General features: G+C 65.9%; 15 protein-coding genes. 7 read left to right on the forward strand and 8 right to left on the reverse strand.

What is annotated here, in order from left to right; genetic code table 11:
- Positions 1-124: 124 nt before the first annotated feature.
- From ACZ5BH_RS10835 to epmB, 3 genes are all read right to left on the reverse strand, one after another.
- Entirely contained in the window at positions 125-2,206 is a 2,082-nt protein-coding gene (locus ACZ5BH_RS10835) for an EAL domain-containing protein (RefSeq protein WP_464889279.1), read from the reverse strand.
- A 118-nt stretch (positions 2,207-2,324) separates the two neighbouring features.
- Entirely contained in the window at positions 2,325-4,175 is a 1,851-nt protein-coding gene (locus ACZ5BH_RS10840) for a hypothetical protein (protein ID WP_464889280.1), read from the reverse strand.
- 179 nt (positions 4,176-4,354) lie between these two features.
- Positions 4,355-5,365, reverse strand: coding sequence for an EF-P beta-lysylation protein EpmB (epmB, locus tag ACZ5BH_RS10845; RefSeq protein WP_464889281.1), 1,011 nt, complete (start codon positions 5,363-5,365; stop codon positions 4,355-4,357).
- A gap of 58 nt (positions 5,366-5,423) precedes the next feature.
- Between epmB and efp the strand changes: the two genes are divergently transcribed.
- Positions 5,424-5,993: an elongation factor P gene (gene efp, locus ACZ5BH_RS10850; protein ID WP_464889282.1), complete on the forward strand. Its 570-nt coding sequence runs from the start codon at positions 5,424-5,426 to the stop codon at positions 5,991-5,993.
- A 1-nt stretch (position 5,994) separates the two neighbouring features.
- The gene (gene epmA, locus ACZ5BH_RS10855) at positions 5,995-6,936 is read left to right on the forward strand and encodes an EF-P lysine aminoacylase EpmA (RefSeq protein WP_464889283.1); all 942 of its coding nucleotides are present in this window, start codon (positions 5,995-5,997) and stop codon (positions 6,934-6,936) included.
- 213 nt (positions 6,937-7,149) lie between these two features.
- On the opposite strand, the gene asd is transcribed toward epmA, so the two are convergent.
- Genes asd through ACZ5BH_RS10870 form a run of 3 tightly spaced genes read right to left on the reverse strand, consistent with a single transcriptional unit; the run spans position 7,150 to position 9,208 of the window.
- Positions 7,150-8,076: an archaetidylserine decarboxylase gene (asd, locus tag ACZ5BH_RS10860; RefSeq protein ID WP_464889284.1), complete on the reverse strand. Its 927-nt coding sequence runs from the start codon at positions 8,074-8,076 to the stop codon at positions 7,150-7,152.
- 11 nt (positions 8,077-8,087) lie between these two features.
- The gene (locus tag ACZ5BH_RS10865; RefSeq protein WP_464889285.1) at positions 8,088-8,543 is read right to left on the reverse strand and encodes a copper chaperone PCu(A)C; all 456 of its coding nucleotides are present in this window, start codon (positions 8,541-8,543) and stop codon (positions 8,088-8,090) included.
- A gap of 14 nt (positions 8,544-8,557) precedes the next feature.
- Positions 8,558-9,208: an SCO family protein gene (locus ACZ5BH_RS10870; protein WP_464889286.1), complete on the reverse strand. Its 651-nt coding sequence runs from the start codon at positions 9,206-9,208 to the stop codon at positions 8,558-8,560.
- Between the two features lie 110 nt (positions 9,209-9,318).
- Here ACZ5BH_RS10870 and lexA point away from each other — a divergent pair, with 110 nt between their 5' ends.
- Both lexA and ACZ5BH_RS10880 read left to right on the forward strand, forming a co-directional pair.
- Positions 9,319-9,789 carry a transcriptional repressor LexA gene (gene lexA / locus ACZ5BH_RS10875; protein WP_464889287.1) on the forward strand — a complete coding sequence of 157 codons (471 nt, stop codon included), beginning with the start codon at positions 9,319-9,321 and terminating at the stop codon, positions 9,787-9,789.
- Positions 9,786-10,250: a DUF5615 family PIN-like protein gene (locus ACZ5BH_RS10880; protein ID WP_464889288.1), complete on the forward strand. Its 465-nt coding sequence runs from the start codon at positions 9,786-9,788 to the stop codon at positions 10,248-10,250. Before lexA ends, ACZ5BH_RS10880 begins: the two co-directional genes overlap by 4 nt.
- Before the next feature lie 262 nt (positions 10,251-10,512).
- On the opposite strand, the gene ACZ5BH_RS10885 is transcribed toward ACZ5BH_RS10880, so the two are convergent.
- Positions 10,513-11,331 (reverse strand): sulfurtransferase, encoded by an 819-nt coding sequence (locus tag ACZ5BH_RS10885; protein ID WP_464889289.1) that lies wholly within the window; start codon positions 11,329-11,331, stop codon positions 10,513-10,515.
- 147 nt (positions 11,332-11,478) lie between these two features.
- On the opposite strand from ACZ5BH_RS10885, the gene ACZ5BH_RS10890 reads away from it, so the two are divergent.
- Positions 11,479-12,660 (forward strand): pyridoxal-phosphate-dependent aminotransferase family protein, encoded by a 1,182-nt coding sequence (locus ACZ5BH_RS10890; RefSeq protein WP_464889290.1) that lies wholly within the window; start codon positions 11,479-11,481, stop codon positions 12,658-12,660.
- A gap of 400 nt (positions 12,661-13,060) precedes the next feature.
- Here the strand turns inward: ACZ5BH_RS10890 and ppsA are convergent, their stop codons facing one another.
- Complete coding sequence (gene ppsA, locus ACZ5BH_RS10895) at positions 13,061-15,439, reverse strand: phosphoenolpyruvate synthase (protein ID WP_464889291.1); 2,379 nt, start codon at positions 15,437-15,439, stop codon at positions 13,061-13,063.
- Between the two features lie 85 nt (positions 15,440-15,524).
- On the opposite strand from ppsA, the gene ppsR reads away from it, so the two are divergent.
- A complete protein-coding gene (gene ppsR, locus ACZ5BH_RS10900) occupies positions 15,525-16,352 on the forward strand; it encodes a posphoenolpyruvate synthetase regulatory kinase/phosphorylase PpsR (RefSeq protein ID WP_464889292.1) in 828 nt (275 codons plus the stop codon).
- Positions 16,353-16,455: 103 nt separating this feature from the next.
- Complete coding sequence (htpG, locus tag ACZ5BH_RS10905; protein ID WP_464889293.1) at positions 16,456-18,366, forward strand: molecular chaperone HtpG; 1,911 nt, start codon at positions 16,456-16,458, stop codon at positions 18,364-18,366.
- The last annotated feature ends 16 nt before the right edge of the window (positions 18,367-18,382 follow it).

Raw genomic sequence — 18,382 nt, forward strand, 5'->3', positions numbered from 1 at the left:
CGGGTCTGAACTAATACACCGTCATCGCAACACCGCCTTTCCTCGGCTTTGGCTTCCTGCGTCGCTCTACCTCCTGCATCCCTGCAGTCGTCGCCCCTCGCCCCTCGTCCCTCGCCACTGTCTTTCAGAACGCGCTTTCGAACTCGTAGTCCAGCTCTGCCGCCGGCATCTGCAGGAAGTGGCCCTGGATGAAGTCCACGCTGCACTGCCAGAGCACGGCGAGGCTGTTGGCGTCTTCCACGAAGGCGGCGATCACCTGCATGTTGCGGTTGTGGGCTTCCTGGGCGATCTGCTTGACCTTTTCCTGGTTCTCCACGCTCTGGGCCAGGTTGTGGATGAGCTTGCCGTGGATCTTGACGAAGTCCACCGGCAGTTTCTCGATGGACTGGAAGGTGTTGGGCTCGAGGCCGAAGTTCTCAAGGGCCGTGCGGCAGTGGAGTTCATGGAAACCGTCCACCAGGGCCCGGGCCTGGGCCAGATGATTGAGGGCGGTTTCCTCGTTGATCTCGAAGATCAGGCTCTGGGTGTCGAGCTGCAGGGCCCGCAGGCGCTCGGCGATCCAGGGCAGGAATTCGGCATCGAGCAGGGTGCCTTCGGAGATCTTGACGAAGAAGCGGGTTTCCTGGCCCTCGGCCCGCTTCTGCTGCAGGAGGCGGAACACGTTGGCGATCACCCAGCGGTCGATGAACTTGGTCAGATCCGCCTGATCCGCCGGCGGGATGAATTCGCTGGGCGGAATTTCCTCGGCGTTTTCGTCCAGCATGCGCACCAGCACTTCGTAATGGGCGCCGGGCACACCGTGCAGGCTGACGATGGGCTGGAACAGCAGCTTGAACTCGTTGTTGCGCAGGGCTTCCTTGATGCGGTGTGACCAGGCGCTGACCTGCTGCTTCTCCTCCAGTTCCTCGAGTTTGGGGTTGTAGACGTTGTAGCGGTTGCCGCCTTCCTTCTGGGCGATTTCGCAGCCCTTCTCGGCGCGGATCAGGCAGTCCTGAAGGTTGCTGATGGTCTCGTTGATGTGGGTCACGCCGATGCTGGCGGTGGCCGTGATCACCCGCCCATTGATGGTGGAGCGGTGTTCGACGATGGCGTCGAGAACCTGCCGGGCCACGTCTTCGGCGCGGGCCAGATCGCTGGCGTCCAGCAGCAGGGTGAAGTTGGCGCCTTCGAAGCGGGCCAGAAGGCCCAGATCACCGAAGCGCTGCTTGAGCAACTGGGCCACGTCGTTGAGGAAGTGATCGGCATCGGCGAAACCGATGGTGTTGCGGATCGCCTCGAAGTTGTCCACGTCGATGTAGAGCAGGGCGCCCTGGGTTTCACCGGCCACGGCCTGGCTGATCAGCTTGTCCATCTGATCGAGGAAGTAGGTGCGGTTGTACAGGCCGGTGAGCAGATCCTGCTTGCTGAGGATGTTGAGCTGTTGTTCCAGTTCCTTGCTGTCGGTGCGGTCGCGGATGATGATCTGGGTGCAGGATTCGCCCTCCATGCTGGCGGGGGTGAATTCCATGGTGATGTCGAAGGTGTCGCCGCTGGTGTGGCGGGCGGTGATTTCCAGGGTGTCGTCGGTGCCGATGCCCTTGCTGTAGTTGCGCAGGAACTGCTTGAGGGTGGCGTGATCCTCCTGGCTGACCATGTCGAGGATGGGCATGCCTTCCACGTCTTCGAGGCTTGCCACCCCGAACATGTCCAGATAGGCCTGGTTGGCGTAGATGTGCATGCCGTCGTGCACATAGGCGATGGCGTCGCGGGATTCGTCGATCAGGTTGCGGGCGCGCTTTTCCGACTCGTGCAGCATCTGCTCGCAGCGGCGCAGGCCCTTGCGGTGGCGCAGGCTCGCCACCTCGCGCCGGACCACCAGCAGCAGCCGGGATTCCTGATCGGCGCACACGGCGTCGGCGGCGCCGGCCTCCATTTCCTCGATCCCGGCATCCGGGGTCTGGGGCTCGCAGATCACCACCAGGGGGATGTCGCGGCCGAGCCGTTGCAGGATTTCGAGGGCTTCGCGGGCGGAGAAATAGGTCAGGCGCTGCTTGGCGAGGATGATGTCGACGGGGTTTTCCTGGAGGATGGTTTCCATGTCCTCGGCGTCCTCGGCCCGCAGATCACGGACGATCTGGCCTGCATTGCGCAGGACGTTCACCATGCGTTCGGCTTCTTCCGACGCCTCGAAGAGGGTCAGGACGCGCAGCAGATCTTTTTCGCTCACTCGGTTTCCTTGTGGGGGGCGTTGGCACTCTTGCCTTACCTAATGATGTCGGGATTGCATGACAAAGGCAAGGGGCAGTCCACCGGCGTCAGAAACGGCAGGAAACGGGCCTTCCCGCTCAGATGGCGGACCAGATCTGGCCGAATTCGCTCTCTTCGGCGGTATCCGTGCGGTTTTCCGCCGGTGTGGCCCGGGCGCTGTCCAGGTAGGCGAATTCGAACTGGGCGAACAGGCCGGTGTTCTGCAGTTGCCGGGTCAGGGCGACCTTCACTTCCCGCCCCAGGATGTTGAGCACCAGCTTGTTGCCTTCCCGCCAGGGAACGGGGCCGGTGATCAGGCTGGCCGGCTGGCCGATGGCCGGGTTTTCGGGCAGCAGGAGGGTGCGCTGGTAGGCGGGATTCTCGCCGCCGGCGGCGGCCAGGCTGCGCATGCCGATGGCGGCCGCGTCGGGATTGAGCAGCTCGATGCCCAGTTGCAGGACCCGCTGGGGATTGAATTTCATCCAGCGGATCACGCCGATGCTCCATTTCCAGGCATGGGCGCTGAGCCGGCGGCGGATCCCCACCAGTTCGCCCACCTGGGAGCGAGTGCTGTCGCCCTTGTCGTATTCCAGGCAGAATCCGTTGGCGCTTTCGTTGGTGATGCGCCACTGGGTCAGCGGCGGCAGCTTGGGGGGTTGGGCGCCGTCAGGGCCCGGTTTGCGGGCCGTGGCCGTCTGTTCTGCGAGCGGGTCGGCCAGCGACAGTTCCTCGTGCACAATCCGGGTCAGGCGCACATCGGTGCCTCGGGGATAGACCATTTCCCAGACGTCCGGTTTCTCGTCGCTCACGGCTTCGACCGTTTCGGCCCGGTATTCGGCCGGACGATCGAACGCCTCGTCCTCCAGGTGGCTCTGGTGCTGGTGGCGCAGGTGCTCGTGGATGGTGGTCAGCCCCACCGCCACCTGCACGGCCTCCCGGCGTTCGCTGCGGGGGAAGGCCCGCTGTCTCTCCTCGCCCCAGGCCACCAGCAGGCGCCGCAGCAGGTCATGGGAGAGGTCGGGGCGGCCCATGTCGATGCCGGTGAGCGTGGTGGAGATGACGTCCTCGCTCTCCTGGATGTCCTGGCGGATACGCGCGATGAGGCGGGTGGTGTCGAGCATCCGGCAGTCCCTGCCGCAGCGCAGGCGGGATTTCAGAAAGGCGGTGGGTGGCTGATCGTGGCTCAGCAGAACCACGAACTGGCCGTCCCGCCCGGGTTCGTCGGGCGACTCCGGCAGATGCAGCCGGCAATGGCGGACCCAGCGTTCCAGGGTATTGTAGATCTTGATCACTTCGCCCTGGCGCAGGCGATAGGGGGTGGCCAGCCAGGTCAGCAGGTTGCGCAGGTATTCGTCGGCCACGCTCGACTTTTCCACGAACAGGTGGGTGAAGTCGCTCACGGCGTGGCGGTGCAGGCGGTGGCTCTCCGCGTAGGCGTACATCTTGTGCAGTTCGCCCCAGATGCCGGCGGGATAGGGCGCATAGACCTGGTAGGCGGTGAGCAGGGTGTGGCCGCTGTAACTGATGGCCCGCTGCAGCAGCAGGGCCATGTGCTTCTTGTCGAAGAACAGCCCCGGACGGCTCGCCATGTCTTCGATGGCGATCTTGTAGCCGGTGGCCATGGCCGCGTAGATCCCGCGGGTGGCGGCGGCGATCTTCTGGTTCTTTTCCGGCAGGGGATAGGTGACGCCGAGAAAATGCTTGCGCATGGACTCGGTGACGTATTGCACCGTCTCGCGCAGGCTCTCGAGGAAGCGGGCGCGATCCTGATGGGGCAGTTGCAGACGGTTGGTTTCGGTGAGGGCCAGATAGACCTGGCGGGCGGTTTCGCCCAGGTTGGCCTTGGGCAGGTTGTCCAGCCACGCTTCCACGTTGCGGGCCCGGATGCTGAAAGCGTGCTTGCCCGGCTTTTTTCGTTCAGGGATGTCCAGACCCAGCGATTTGCCCACCACGTGTCTCCTGCAGAAAACGTCATGCTCCTTCGTTTCGGATGCTGGGGGGATCATCCTTGAGATTCGGATCCCGGCGGCACGGGAAGCCGACATGCTCAAATTATGACACGTTTGCTTGACTTTCACATACAAAAGCATGAGGAAAACGTGAAAAATGGCAAAACATAATCAATAAGTTATAGGTCGGAGGGCGGGAGCAGGGGGGTCTTGGAGGCCATCCCGGCCTGTTCGCGAACCAGGCGCGGCACGAGGTAGCCCGGCTGGGTCTCGCGCAGGGCCCGATGCAGGGCCAGGGCCTCCGCGTCCGGCACCTCGAAGTGGCCGGCGCCGGCCACCCGGTCGAGCTGATGCAGGTAGTAGGGGATGACACCCGCGGCGAACAGGGCTTCGCCCAGTCCGGCCAGGCTCTCCAGGCTGTCGTTCACGCCCCGCAGCAGTACCGCCTGGTTGAGCAGAACGGCGCCGCTCGCGCGCAGGCGCGCCAGGGCGTCGCGCACCTCGGCATCGATTTCCTGGGCATGATTGCAGTGGATCACCACCGCCACGGGCAGCCGGCAGGCCGCCAGCCGCTGACAGAGGGCAGCGGTGATCCGCTCGGGCAGGAAGATCGGATAGCGGGTGTGCAGGCGCAGGCGGCGCAGGTGGGGAACGGCCTCGAGCCGGTCGAGCAGCGCGCCCAGGCGGGCATCGGACAGGCTCAGGGGATCGCCCCCGCTCAGGATGATCTCGTGCAGCGTGGCATCGGCTTCGATTTGCGCCAGGGCCGCGGCCAGATCGTGGTTGTCCTGATAGGGAAAGTGGCGCCGAAAGCAATAGCGGCAGTGGCCGGCGCAGGCCCCGGCGGCGATCAGCAGGGCCCGTCCCGGATACTTGTGCAGCAGGGCAGGCGCCCGGCGCGCGGCGTGATCGCCCACCGGATCGGCCTCGAAACCGGGGCGGGATTCGAGTTCCCCGGCCAGGGGCAGCACCTGCCGGAGCAGGGGATCGTGCGGATCGCCGGGCCGCATGCGCGCCACGAAACTCCGCGGCACCCGCAGCGGAAAACGCGCGGCCGCCGCCCGCGCCGCCGGCAGCAGATCGTCGGGCAGGGCCAGCCGGCGCAGCAGTTCGGCCGGATCGCGGATGGCCTGTTGCAGGGCCTTCTGCCAGGCGTTGGTCTGACAGGATGGAAGGGGCTGGGTTATCATATTTGTTTGCCTTTCCGGATTCGGGACATCGAGACGATTCAGAGAGTAGAGGATACCCATGGCAACCTACAGTACCAACGAATTTCGCAGCGGCCTGAAGATCATGCTCGACGGCGATCCCTGCGCCATCATCGAAAACGAGTTCGTCAAGCCCGGCAAGGGCCAGGCCTTCAACCGGGTGAAGATCCGCAATCTCAAGACCGGCCGGGTCCTGGAGAAGACCTTCAAGTCGGGCGAGACGGTGGAAGCGGCCGATGTCATCGATACGGAAATGCAGTATCTGTACAACGATGGCGAGCAGTGGCACTTCATGCACCCCGAAACCTTCGAGCAGGTGGCGGCCGATGCGACCGCCGTGGGCGAGGCGGCCAAGTGGCTCAAGGAGCAGGACATCTGCACCGTTACCCTGTGGAACGGCGTGCCCATCAGCGTCACGCCGCCCAACCACGTGGTGCTGACCGTGGTCGAGACCGATCCGGGCGTGCGCGGCGACACCTCGGGCGGGGGCGGCAAGCCGGCCACCACCGATACCGGGGCGGTGGTGCGCGTGCCGCTGTTCATCAACGAAGGCGACCGGATCAAGGTGGACACCCGCACCGGCGAATACGTTGGCCGCGTCAAGGAGTGACGTGAGCGACTGGCGGCCCGCGGCCAGCCTGGCCGTCCTCCGGCTTCGGGCCCGGCTCCTGGAACGGATCCGGGCCTTCTTCCAGGCGCGGGGCGTGCTCGAGGTGGAAACGCCCTGCCTCTCCCGCGCCGCCAATCCCGATCCCCACATCGAAAGTTTCCGCCTCGCCGGCGTTTCCCGCTGGCTGCACACCTCGCCGGAATTTGCCATGAAACGCCTGCTGGCGGCGGGGATCGGCGACTGCTACCAGATCGCCCGGGTGTTTCGCGCCGGCGAAGCCGGCCGGCGGCACAACCCCGAGTTCACGCTGCTCGAATGGTACCGGGTAGGCTGGGATCAGCACCGCCTCATGGACGAAGTGGCAGCCCTGCTCGGCGAACTGCTCGACGCGCCCCCCGCCCGGCGCCTCACCTACCGCGAAGCCTTTCGCGAGTTCGCCGGCATCGATCCCTTCAACACGGATGCCGCCGGCCTGCGGACGCGGGCCATGGAGGCCGGCATCGCCGTCTCCGGTCTGGGCGAGGACGTCGATGCCTGGCGGGATCTGCTGCTGACCCATCTCGTCGAACCGCATCTGCCGCGGGAGACACCCGTCTTCCTCCACGACTGGCCGGCGAGCCAGGCGGCGCTGGCCCGGATCCGCCCCGGCACGCCGCCGCTGGCCGAACGCTTCGAACTGTTCTGGCAGGGGATGGAACTGGCCAACGGCTATCACGAGCTGACCGACGCCGGCGAACAGCGCCGCCGCTTCGAGGCCGAGAACCGGCGCCGGCAGGCAGCCGGCAAGCCGCCCCTGCCCCTGGACGAATACCTGCTGGCCGCTCTCGAACACGGCCTGCCCCCCTGCGCCGGCGTGGCCCTCGGCGTCGACCGCCTGCTGATGCTCGCCGCCGGCGTCGACGACATCCGCCAGGTGCTGGCCTTCGACTGGGAGCGGGCCTGAGTGTTTTTTTTGGACAGTGGGGAAGGGGAGACGGTGTTGTGTGCGTCTCCAGGGTGGTCTTGATTCGCCGCCGAATCCGGCTGAGGAGCGGCGCGAGCCGCGATTCGGCGGTAGCGGGTGGCGGGTAACTGGTTGCTGGTAAAACCAAAAGGCTTTTCCCCGCGACTTGTCCCCAGCGACCAGCGACCGCATTGTCGCGGCGAGGCGCCGCTCCTACGGGGTGGCCGTACCTCCACGTCCTCCGTGTCCCCTGCCACCATCCCTCATCGAAGCCACCGTCCCGATCCGTTCGCCCATTTTCACGCAGCGGCCGGGCTGCAGATCGGCCTCCCATTGCACCCGTTCGTCGGCGAACAGCAGGATGACGGTGGAGCCCATGTTGAAGCGGCCCATCTCCTGGCCCTTTTCCAGGGTGAGGTTCAGGTGGATCTGATCCCAGTGGCGGATGGTGCGGCCGGTGGGGGGCGTGATCTCGCCCTGCCAGACGGTTTCGATGCTGCCCACGTTGAGGGCGCCCACCAGCACCATGGCCATGGGCCCGGCGGCGGTGTCGAAGACGCAGACCACCCGTTCGTTGCGGGCGAACAGGCCCGGCACCTGGCGGGTGGTGGCCTCGTTGACGCTGAACAGGCGGCCCGGCACGTGGATGGTTTCCTGCAGGGTGCCGGTCAGCGGCATGTGGATGCGGTGATAGTCGCGGGGCGAGAGATACAGGGTGGTGAACACGCCGCCGCGGAACACGTCGCTCCAGCGGCGGGTCTCGCCGAGCAGGGTGTGCACCGAAAAGCGGTGGCCCTTGGCCTGGAACACCGCATCGCCTGCGATGCGCCCGGCCTGGCTGACCTGGCCGTCCACCGGCGAGACCACCGCCTCGGGGGCCGGATCCACCGGTCGGGCTTCCGGTTTCAGGGCCCGGGTGAAGAAGCTGTTGAAATCGGGATAGGCGCGGTAGTCGGGTTCGGCGGCTTCCTCGAGACGCACGCCGAAGTGGCGGATGAACCAGCGGGTGAAGGGGGTCTTCAGCCAGCCGATCCGCATCCGGGCGAGGCGGTGCACGAGGCGCGAGATCAGGTGCTGGGGCAGCACGTACTGCAGCGCCACGAACAGGCGCTCGCGCAGGGCGGGGGCTGCAGGCTTCACGGGGGACGACATCAGTGCGGATGCGGGTGGGGGGCGTCGTCCCGGGACACCACCGGCAGGGTCAGTTCCAGGCGGCTGCCGTCGTCCAGATCGAGGGTGACGGGGACATGGTCACCGGCCCGCAGGGGGCGGCTCGGCTCGATGAGCATGAGGTGCAGGCCGCCCGGCGCCAGTTCCACCTTGCCGCCGGCCGGGATGGTCAGCGACGGCAGCCGCTGCATTTCCATCATGCCGTCTTTCATGCGCATTTCGTGGATCTCCACGGCGGCGAAGAGGGGGCTGCTGGCGCCGGTGACGCGCACGTTGCGCGCACCGGGATTTTCGATGATCAGGTAACCGGCCAGCACGGGTGCCACCGGCGGCCCTTCGGGCACCCGGGCGTGCTTCACCGTGAGGGTGGCGGCCAGGGCCATGGAGGAAAGGAACAGAAACGGCAGCAGCCAAAGCCGGGAAAGGGGGAACGTCATGGGCGAACTCCGGTTCAGGGCAGGGTTTCAAGATGGCGCAGCGAACGGATCACCGCGTCGGCGTCGTAGGGCGGATTGAGCACGGCGGCCATGCGTCCCTGCGGGTCGATGAACACCAGCTGGGCGCTGTGATTGACGGTGTAGCCGTCGCCCTCCCTGTCCTCGAAGCCGTAGACGATGCCGAGCTGACGGGTGAGCTTGTCGATCTCGTCGGCCGGGCCGGTCACGCCGGTGAAGTCCGCATGGAAATAGGTCACGTACTGCTCGAGCAGTGCCGGGCTGTCCCGATCCGGGTCGACCGACACGAACCAGGCCCGGGGGCGGGCGGGATCCTGCGGGTTCACCGCCAGTTGCCGCCAGGCCAGGCGCAGGGTCTGCAGGGCCAGGGGGCAGACGTCGGGGCAGTGGGTATAGCCGAAGAACAGCACGTTCCAGTGGCCCCGGAAGCTGGCGGGGGTGAAGGGCTGGCCGTCGTGGCGCTCGAGACGGAAACCGGAGACGGGCCGCGGCGTCTCCAGCCGCACCAGATTGACCCCCTCGAGGGGCGTGGCCGGCGCTCGGGGCGGGGCATCGTCTCTGCTGCTTGCGAGATAACCGATACCGAATCCGATCAGCAGCAGGCCAGGCAGCAGGAGGAAGAGCGGGGGGCGGCGGACATCCGTCATCCGCGCATTATCGCCAATCGCCGGGTGGCTGACCATGCCCGGGATGAGCGGATTTGAAAAAAATCCCGTGCCGGACTATGGTTGCAGGCAAAACCTGAGGAAAATTCTCAATGTCCAACGTCAGCTATCTGATTCCCAAGCGCCAACGCCCCGTCTGGACTCCGGATCTGGAAGCCCTGGAACTGGTGGCCGAGCCACTGGCGGAGATCCCCCTGCTGGGCTGGGTGGCCGCCGGCGAACCGGTGGATCTCACCCGCGACGACGAGCGGGTGTCGGTGCCGGCCAGCATGGTGCGCCGCAACACCTACGCCCTGCGGGTGCGCGGCCATTCCATGATCGACGACAACATCCAGGATGGCGACATCATCGTCATCGAGAAGACCGAGACCGCGGCCAACGGCCAGTCGGTGATCGCCATGATCAACGGCGAGACGGTCACCCTCAAGAAGTTCTACGTGGAGCGCGACGGCATCCGCCTGCAGCCGGCCAATCCCGACATGGAACCCATCTGGCTGCGCAACGAGGAAGTGCAGATCCTCGGGATCGTCACCGGGGTGATCCGCCAGACCGACGAAGAGTGAAGTTCCTGGTCGACGAGATGCTGCAGCGGCTGGGAAGCTGGCTGCGCGCCGCCGGCTACGACACCGTGATCGCCCGCGACGGGCGTGACGACTACGCCCTGCTGCGTCAGGCCATTGCCGAGGATCGCCTGCTCATCACCCGGGATCGGGAACTGGCCCGCCACCGCCGCGCGCCGGGGCGGGTGATCCTGCTCGAATGTGAAAACCTCGACGACTGCATCCGTGAGCTGGGCGAGCGGCTCGACATCGACTGGCTGCACCGTCCCTTCCAGCGCTGTCTGGTCTGCAACACCGAACTCGTGCCCGCCGACGAAGCCGCCCGCGCCCGCATCCCCGCAGGGGCCCGCGCCCACGCCGACGACGCCTGGTACTGCCCCGTGTGCCGCAAGGTGTACTGGGAAGGCAGCCACGTGGATCGCATGCGCCGGCGGCTGGAGGCATGGCAGGGCGCGGATTCATGAGACGGGGGGATGGAAGTAACACGGAGGTCACGGAGACACGGAGGACACGGGGGGTGTTCTTGATGTTGGACAATCCGTAGGCCGGCTCAAGCGCAGCGGAGCCGGCGAAACTCGCGTCATCCTGCCGTGGCGGCTCCGCTGCGCTTGAGCCGCCCTACGGAACTTGCCCCGATGAAATAGAAACCCCCGTGTCCTCCGTGTCTCCGTGACCTCCGTGTTCATTACACTTCCGCCTGAAAAGAAGTGACATTCCCTGCCGCCGTCATTTTTCGATCGGCGTGTTCGGCTCGTTCCCCCAGTCGGACCAGGAGCCCGGGTAACCCTTCACCGTCTCGAATCCCAGGTATTTCAGCACGAACCAGGTGTGCGCCGAGCGGTGATGGGTCTGGCAGTAGACCACCACGGTCTTGTCGGGCGTCACGCCACGTTCGGCGAGCATTTCGTGCAGGTCTGGTTCGGGCTTCAGACGCAGATCCCGTTCCCGATCCATGGCCTCGGTCCATTCCATGTGTACGGCGCCGGGGATATGCCCCCCGCGTTTCGCATACAGTTTCTCGCCGATGTATTCGCCGCGGCTGCGCACGTCCAGCAACACCACGTCCCGGTCCGAGAGGTGATCGAGAATGTACTGACGGGTGGCCACCGGTTCGAAATTCATCTGCGGCACGTAGCGGCCGGGCGTGGGCCAGTGGATTTGCGTGTCGATGGGGTGGCCGGCATTGGCCCAGGCGCGCAGGCCGCCGTCCAGCAGCGACCAGCGGCGGTGGCCGGCCACCTCCAGGGTGTAGAGCAGCCGGGCCGCCTTGCCGCCGCCCTCGTCGTCGTAGGCCACCACGTGGGTGTCGGGTGTCAGGCCGTAGGCGGAGAAGACGTGTTCCAGCCGTTCCGGCACCGGCAGCAGGCCCATGCGTGGCCGTTCGGTGCGCACGATCCAGGCGTAGTCCATGAACACCGCGCCCGGCACGTGATACTGCACGTAGGTGCCCGGTTCGGACAGATCCACCAGCAGCAGGGAGCCGCTGTCGCGGTGCGCCTCGAGTTCTTCCGGGCTCAGCAGCAAGGGTATGTCCGCGTGATTCATGGGGAAACTCCTGCGTGAATCGGAAGCGCAGTATAGGCAATCCGGGCGCGGACTCCCATCGGCGCGAGGGAGCCTGTATCATTGACCGCCCTGCTCGGGTATTGGCCGGGCACGCACATCCACAACAACCCTTGCACAGAGGCAGTCATGGCAGAACACAGCTTTCATCCCCCCCAGCGCACCCTGATGGGCCCCGGCCCCTCCGACGTCAGCCCCCGGGTTCTCGAGGCCCTGGCCCGGCCCACCATCGGTCATCTCGATCCGGTCTTCGTGGAGATGATGGAGGAGATGAAAGGCCTGCTCCAGTACGCCTTCCAGACTCGCAACGAACTCACCTTCCCGGTTTCCGCGCCCGGTTCGGCCGGCATGGAGACCTGCTTCGTCAACCTGGTGGAGCCGGGCGACAAGGTCATCGTCTGCCAGAACGGCGTGTTCGGCGGGCGCATGAAGGAGAACGTGGAGCGCTGCGGCGCCACCCCGGTGATGGTGGAAGACGAATGGGGCAAGGTGGTCGATCCCCAGAAGCTGGAGGATGCCCTCAAGGCCAATCCCGATGCGAAGCTGGTGGCCTTCGTGCATGCGGAAACCTCCACCGGCGCCCAGTCCGATGCCAGGACCCTGGTCGAACTGGCCCACGCACACGACTGCCTGGCGCTGGTGGACACGGTCACCTCCCTGGGCGGCTCGCCCCTGAAGGTGGACGAGTGGGGCATCGACGCGGTCTACTCCGGCACCCAGAAGTGCCTTTCGGCCCCGCCCGGCCTGTCGCCGGTGAGCTTCTCCGAGCGGGCAGCGGAAGTGATCCGCAACCGCAAGCGCAAGGTGCAGAGCTGGTTCCTGGATCTGAACCTGGTGATGGGCTACTGGGGTTCCGGCGCCAAGCGCGCCTATCACCACACCGCGCCCATCAACAACCTCTACGGCCTGCACGAGGCGCTGGTGATCCTGAAGGAAGAGGGCCTGGAGAACGCCTGGGCCCGCCACGAGAAGCACCACCAGGCCCTGCGTGCCGGCCTCGAGGCCATGGGCCTGTCCTTCGTGGTGAAGGAGGGGGATCGGCTGCCCCAGCTCAACGCCGTGACCATCCCCGAGGGTATCGACGACGCCGCCGTGCGCGGCCGCCTACTCAGGGACTTCAACCTGGAGATCGGCGCCGGCCTCGGCGCCCTGGCCGGCAAGGTCTGGCGCATCGGCCTCATGGGCCACGCCTGCAACGCCCGCAACGTGCGCTACTGCCTGATGGCCCTGGAATCGGTCCTGGCCGACATGGGCGCCGACATCGCCACCGGCGTGGCCCTGCCGGCGGCGGACAAGGTGCTTGCTGACTGATGGGGTGCAAATAACGCAGAGGACGCAGAGACGCAGAGGGCGCGGAGGATTTTGTGCAGATCGGGCTTCAGCACCGATGGGTCGAGCTAACAGGCTGTTGAAAAAGCCCATCCATGGGCTTTTTCAACTCGGGAACGACAAACGCGGTTTCCCGTTCCCTCACATTTTCAATGACTTGGCGTCATTGAAAATGGCGATGCATCCATGCATCGCACACAGGCTGTCGAAAAACGGCGTTTTTCAACAGCCTGCTGGCTCGACCTCACGTGGCCTGGAAGCCGGAATCAAGCAATGCTGCCTGTGGTTTGACGAACAGGTGGCATGACGTAAAACCATCCAACAATCAAATCTCCGCGTCCTCTGCGTCTCTGCGCTCTCGGCGTTCATTCCACCGAACCCGCTATTTTTTCTCCGCCTCGAGCTGTTCGGCCAGGTACAGCCACGTTTCGATCACGCTGTCGGGGTTGAGGGAGACGCTGTCGATGCCCTGTTCCATGAGCCAGAAGGCCAGTTCGGGATAGTCGGAGGGGGCCTGGCCGCAGATTCCGATGTACTTGTTCTGGCGGCGGCAGGCGCGGATGGCCATGCTCATCAGCGACTTGACCGCTTCGTTGCGCTCGTCGAACAGTTCGGCCACCAGCCCCGAATCGCGGTCCAGCCCCAGGGTGAGCTGGGTGAGATCGTTGGAGCCGATGGAGAAGCCGTCGAAGTACTTGAGGAAGCGGTCGGCGAGCAGGGCGTTGGCCGGGATCTCGCACATCATGATGATCCGCAGCCCGTCTTCGCCGCGCACCAGGTCGTTTTCCTTGAGCAGATTGATCACCGTGTGCGCTTCCTCGGGCGTGCGCACGAAGGGAATCATGATGTCCACGTTGGTCAGTCCCATCACCTCGCGCACCTTCCTCAGGGCGAAGCATTCCAGCTCGAAGCAGTCCTCGAAGCGGTGCGACACGTAGCGGGCGGCGCCGCGGAAGCCGAGCATGGGGTTCTCCTCCTCCGGCTCGTAGGCGGCGCCGCCGATCAGGTTGCGGTATTCGTTGGACTTGAAGTCGGAGGTGCGCACGATCACCCGGCGGGGATGAAAGGCGGCGGCGATGGTGGCGATGCCCTCGGTGAGCTTCTCGATGTAGAAGCTCACCGGATCGGCGTAACCGGCGCTGCGCCGGTCGATCTCGGCGCGCACTTCCGGCGGCTGCTTGCGGTATTGCAGCAGGGCCTTGGGATGGATGCCGATGTTGCGGTTGATGATGAATTCCAGCCGCGCCAGGCCCACGCCGTGATTGGGCAGCGTGGCGAAGGCGAAGGCCCGGTCCGGCGTGGCCACGTTGAGCATGATTCGGAACGGCAGTTCCGGCATCTGCGCCAGATTGATCTCCTCCACCCGGTAGGGCAGGGCGCCGCGATAGACGTGGCCCGTCTCCCCCTCGGCGCAGGAGACGGTCACCGTCTCGCCGTCGGGCACCGTCTCGGTGGCGTTGCCGCAGCCGACCACCGCCGGCACGCCCAGCTCGCGGGCGATGATGGCGGCGTGGCAGGTGCGTCCCCCGCGGTTGGTGACGATGGCCGCGGCCCGTTTCATGATCGGCTCCCAGTCGGGATCGGTCATGTCGGTGACCAGCACGTCGCCCGCCCGGATGCGTTCCATCTCGTCGAGAGAGCGGATCACCTTTGCCGCCCCGCTGCCGATCCGCTGGCCGATGGCCCGGCCGCTGGCGAGCACGTCGCCGCGCGCTTCCAGCGTGTAGCGTTGCAGCACCTGGCCTTCGCGGCTTTTCACCGTCTCCGGCCGGGCCTGCACGATGTACAGGCCGCCGTCCAGCCCGTCCTTGGCCCATTCGATGTCCATGGGCCGGCCGTAGTGGTGTTCGATGGCCAGGGCCTGGCGGCCCAGCTCCGCCAGCTCCTCGTCGTTCAGGCAGAAGCGTTGCCGATCCGCCTCCGGCACCGCTTCGATGCGGGTGGCCGAATCGCAGCCCTGCCCCTCGCCGAAGACCATGCGCTGCGCCTTGCTGCCCAGGGTGCGTTGCAGCACCGGGAAGTGGCCGCTGTCCAGGGCCGGCTTGTGCAGATAGAACTCGTCCGGATTCACGGCCCCCTGCACCACCATCTCGCCCAGCCCCCAGCTGCCGGTGACGAACACCACCTGATCGAAGCCGCTTTCCGTATCCAGGGTGAACAGCACCCCGCTGCAGGCCAGATCGGAGCGCACCATCATCTGCACCCCGGCGGAGAGGGCGATCTTTTCGTGGGCGAAGCCCTGGTGGACGCGATAGGCGATGGCCCGGTCGTTGTAGAGGGAGGCGAAGACCGCATGAATGGCCTGCAGCAGGTTGTCGAGGCCGCGGATGTTGAGGTAGGTCTCCTGCTGGCCGGCGAAGGAGGCGTCGGGCAGATCCTCGGCGGTGGCCGAGGAGCGCACCGCGTAACTGGCGGTTTCGCCGTAGCGCGCGGTCAGTTGCCCATAGGCGTCCACCAGCGCCTGTTCCAGTTCGGGCGGAAAGGGCGTGGCGCGGATCCATTCGCGGATCTCCCGGCCGGTCTCGGCCAGGGCCACCACGTCGTCCACGTCCAGCCGGGCCAGGCGTTCGGCGATGCGCCGATCCAGCCCGTCGGTGGCGAGAAAGGCGCGGTAGGCCTCGGCGGTGGTGGCGAAGCCGCCGGGCACATTGACGCCGGCGGCCTGCAGATGGCGGATCATCTCGCCCAGGGAGGCGTTCTTGCCGCCCACTCGGGGCAGATCGTCGAGGCCGATTTCGTCGAACCAGAGGATGGCTTGCATGGGGGCTCCCGTACGGTGGCATGGCCGTCGGTGCAGAACCGGGTTTCTGCTATCCTGCGCCCAGTGTAGTGAGCGGAGCCGCCCGATGGCAAATCCTTCCCGCCCCGTGTTCCTCGTCTCCGACAGCACCGGCATCACCGTGGAGACGCTGGGCCAGAGCCTGCTGCACCAGTTTCCGGAACTGGCGTTCGAGGTCCAGGTGCTGCGCTACGTGAACGACGCGCAGAAGGCCCGCGCGGCGCGCGACCGGATCCGGGCCGCCGGCGAGGCATGCGGGCAGCGGCCCGTCGTCTTCAGCACCCTGATCGAGGACGGCCTGCGCGCCATCCTGGCCGAGAGCGGCGCCCTGTGCCTGGATCCCTTCGCCACCTTCCTGCCTGCCCTGCAACGGGAACTGCATGCCCGTCCCCACCATGCCGCCGGCCGTACCCACGGCGTGATCGACGACGACGATTACACCGCCCGCATCGAGGCGGTCAACTTCGCCCTGCAGAACGACGACGGCGTGAGCACCCGCCACTATCCCGAGGCCGACGTGGTGCTGGTGGGCGTCTCGCGCACCGGCAAGACGCCCACCTGTCTGTACCTGGCCCTGCATTACGGCCTGCGGGCCGCCAACCATCCCCTCACCGAGGAGGATCTCGACGGCGAGCGCCTGCCCGCCGAGTTGCGGCCCTTTCGCGACAAGCTGTTCGGCCTGACCATCGCCCCCGAGCGGCTGCACCGGATCCGCAGCCAGCGCCGCCCCGGCAGCGACTATGCCTCCCTGGAACGCTGCCGCCACGAGGTGCGCCAGGCCGAGGCCATCCTGCGCGCCGCCGGGGTGCCCCTGCTCGACACCACCAGCATGTCGGTGGAGGAGATCGCCACCACCATCATCCAGAGCGTGGAGGAAAGGCGGCATGCCAAATGAAAACAATGGCTTGCGATACGGACCGAGGAAGGTTGAAATCGTGGCGGGGCGCCCCCACTGAGCAGGGGCATTCCGAGTTTGCAAACCGAGGAGTCTGACCGACATGAGCGTGGACACCCACAAGGAAACCCTGAGTTTCCAGACCGAGGTGAAGCAGCTGCTGCACCTCATGATTCACTCCCTCTATTCCAACAAGGAGATCTTCCTGCGGGAGCTGGTCTCCAACGCCTCCGACGCCAGCGACAAGCTGCGCTTCGAGGCCCTGGGCGACGATGCCCTGTACGAGGGCGATCCCGAGCTTTCCATCCTCATCGATTACGACAAGGAGGCCCGCACCCTGTCGATCACCGACAAGGGGATCGGCATGACCCGCCAGGAGGTGATCGACAACATCGGCACCATCGCCCAGTCGGGCACCCGCCAGTTCCTCGAGAACCTCACCGGCGATCAGGCGCAGGATGCCCAGCTCATCGGCCAGTTCGGCGTGGGCTTCTACTCGGCCTTCATCGTCGCCGACCGCGTGACCCTGGAGACCCGCCGCGCCGGTCTCACGGCCGAACACGGGGTGCGCTGGCGCTCCAGCGGGGAAGGGGAATACGAAATCGAAACCATCGAACGGGCCGAGCGGGGCACCACCGTCACCCTGCACCTGCGCGAAGGGGAAGACGAGTTCCTCGATCCCTACCGCCTGCGCAACCTGATCCACAAGTATTCGGATCACATTCCCATCCCGGTCTACATGTACAAGCTCGACGACAAGGGCGGGAAGACCGACGAGAAGGAGCAGGTCAACAAGGCCTCGGCCCTGTGGGCCCGCCCCAAGGCGGAGATCGAGGACGAGGAGTACAAGGAGTTCTACAAGCACATCGCCCACGACTTCGACGATCCGCTCACCTGGTTGCACAACCGGGTGGAGGGCAACCAGTCCTACATCACCCTGTTCTACGTGCCGAAACACGCGCCCTTCGATCTCTACGATCGGGATCGCCGCTATGGCGTGAAGCTCTACGTCAAGCGCGTGTTCATCATGGATGACGCCGAGCAGCTCATCCCCAGCTACCTGCGCTTCATCCGCGGCGTGGTGGATTCGGACGATCTGCCGCTGAACATCTCCCGCGAGCTGCTCCAGCACAACAAGCTCATCGACACCATCCGCGCCGCCTCGGTCAAGCGGATCCTCGGCCATCTCGAGTCGCTGGCGAAGAACGACCCGGAAACCTACCAGACCTTCTGGGACACCTTCGGCAAGGTGCTCAAGGAAGGCCCGGCCGAGGACTTCGCCAACCGCGAGAAGATCGCCAAACTGCTGCGCTTCGCTTCCACCCGCAGCGAGGGCGAGGCCCAGACCGTGTCGCTGGACGACTACGTGGGGCGCATGGTCGATGGCCAGGAGAAGATCTACTACCTCACCGCCGAGACCTGGGCCGCCGCCCGCCACAGCCCCCACCTGGAGCGGCTGGAGAAGAAGGGCATCGAGGTGCTGCTGCTCTACGACCGGGTGGACGAATGGATGATGTCCCACCTCACCGAGTACGACGGCAAGCCCCTGGTCAACATCGCCAAGGGCGAGCTGGATCTGGGCAAGCTGGAAGACAAGGAAGAGAAGAAGCAGCGCAAGAAGGCGGAGAAGGAATACAAGGCCCTGCTCGAGCGCATGAAGGACGTGCTGGGCGGCAAGGTCAAGGAAGTGCGCATCTCCCACCGCCTGGCCGAATCGCCTTCCTGCCTGGTGGTGGCCGAGCACGACATGGCCGTGAGCATGCAGAAGCTGCTCAGGCAGGCCGGCCATCAGTTGCCGGACATCGAGCCGACCCTGGAGATCAACCCCGAGCACCCGCTGGTCCAGCGCCTCAGGGACGAGCAGGACGACAAGCGCTTCGAGGACTGGACCTGGATCCTCTTCGACCAGGCCCTGCTCAGCGAGGGCGGCCAGCTCGACGATCCGTCCACCTTCGTGCACCGCATGAACGAACTGCTGCTGCTCCTGAGCGGCGAGCCGCCGAAACAGGACTGATCCGGGATGCCGCGCT

The sequence above is a fragment of the Thioprofundum lithotrophicum genome (assembly GCF_055387065.1).

What these genes read in the sequence shown, in the direction of transcription:
- epmB (WP_464889281.1), bottom strand. Translation starts at nt 5,365, where the DNA reads ATGATAACCCAGCCCCTTCCATCCTGTCAGACCAACGCCTGGCAGAAG.
- efp (WP_464889282.1), top strand. Translation starts at nt 5,424, where the DNA reads ATGGCAACCTACAGTACCAACGAATTTCGCAGCGGCCTGAAGATCATG.
- ACZ5BH_RS10865 (WP_464889285.1), bottom strand. Translation starts at nt 8,543, where the DNA reads ATGACGTTCCCCCTTTCCCGGCTTTGGCTGCTGCCGTTTCTGTTCCTT.
- ACZ5BH_RS10870 (WP_464889286.1), bottom strand. Translation starts at nt 9,208, where the DNA reads ATGACGGATGTCCGCCGCCCCCCGCTCTTCCTCCTGCTGCCTGGCCTG.
- lexA (WP_464889287.1), top strand. Translation starts at nt 9,319, where the DNA reads ATGTCCAACGTCAGCTATCTGATTCCCAAGCGCCAACGCCCCGTCTGG.
- ACZ5BH_RS10885 (WP_464889289.1), bottom strand. Translation starts at nt 11,331, where the DNA reads ATGAATCACGCGGACATACCCTTGCTGCTGAGCCCGGAAGAACTCGAG.
- ACZ5BH_RS10890 (WP_464889290.1), top strand. Translation starts at nt 11,479, where the DNA reads ATGGCAGAACACAGCTTTCATCCCCCCCAGCGCACCCTGATGGGCCCC.
- ppsA (WP_464889291.1), bottom strand. Translation starts at nt 15,439, where the DNA reads ATGCAAGCCATCCTCTGGTTCGACGAAATCGGCCTCGACGATCTGCCC.
- ppsR (WP_464889292.1), top strand. Translation starts at nt 15,525, where the DNA reads ATGGCAAATCCTTCCCGCCCCGTGTTCCTCGTCTCCGACAGCACCGGC.
- htpG (WP_464889293.1), top strand. Translation starts at nt 16,456, where the DNA reads ATGAGCGTGGACACCCACAAGGAAACCCTGAGTTTCCAGACCGAGGTG.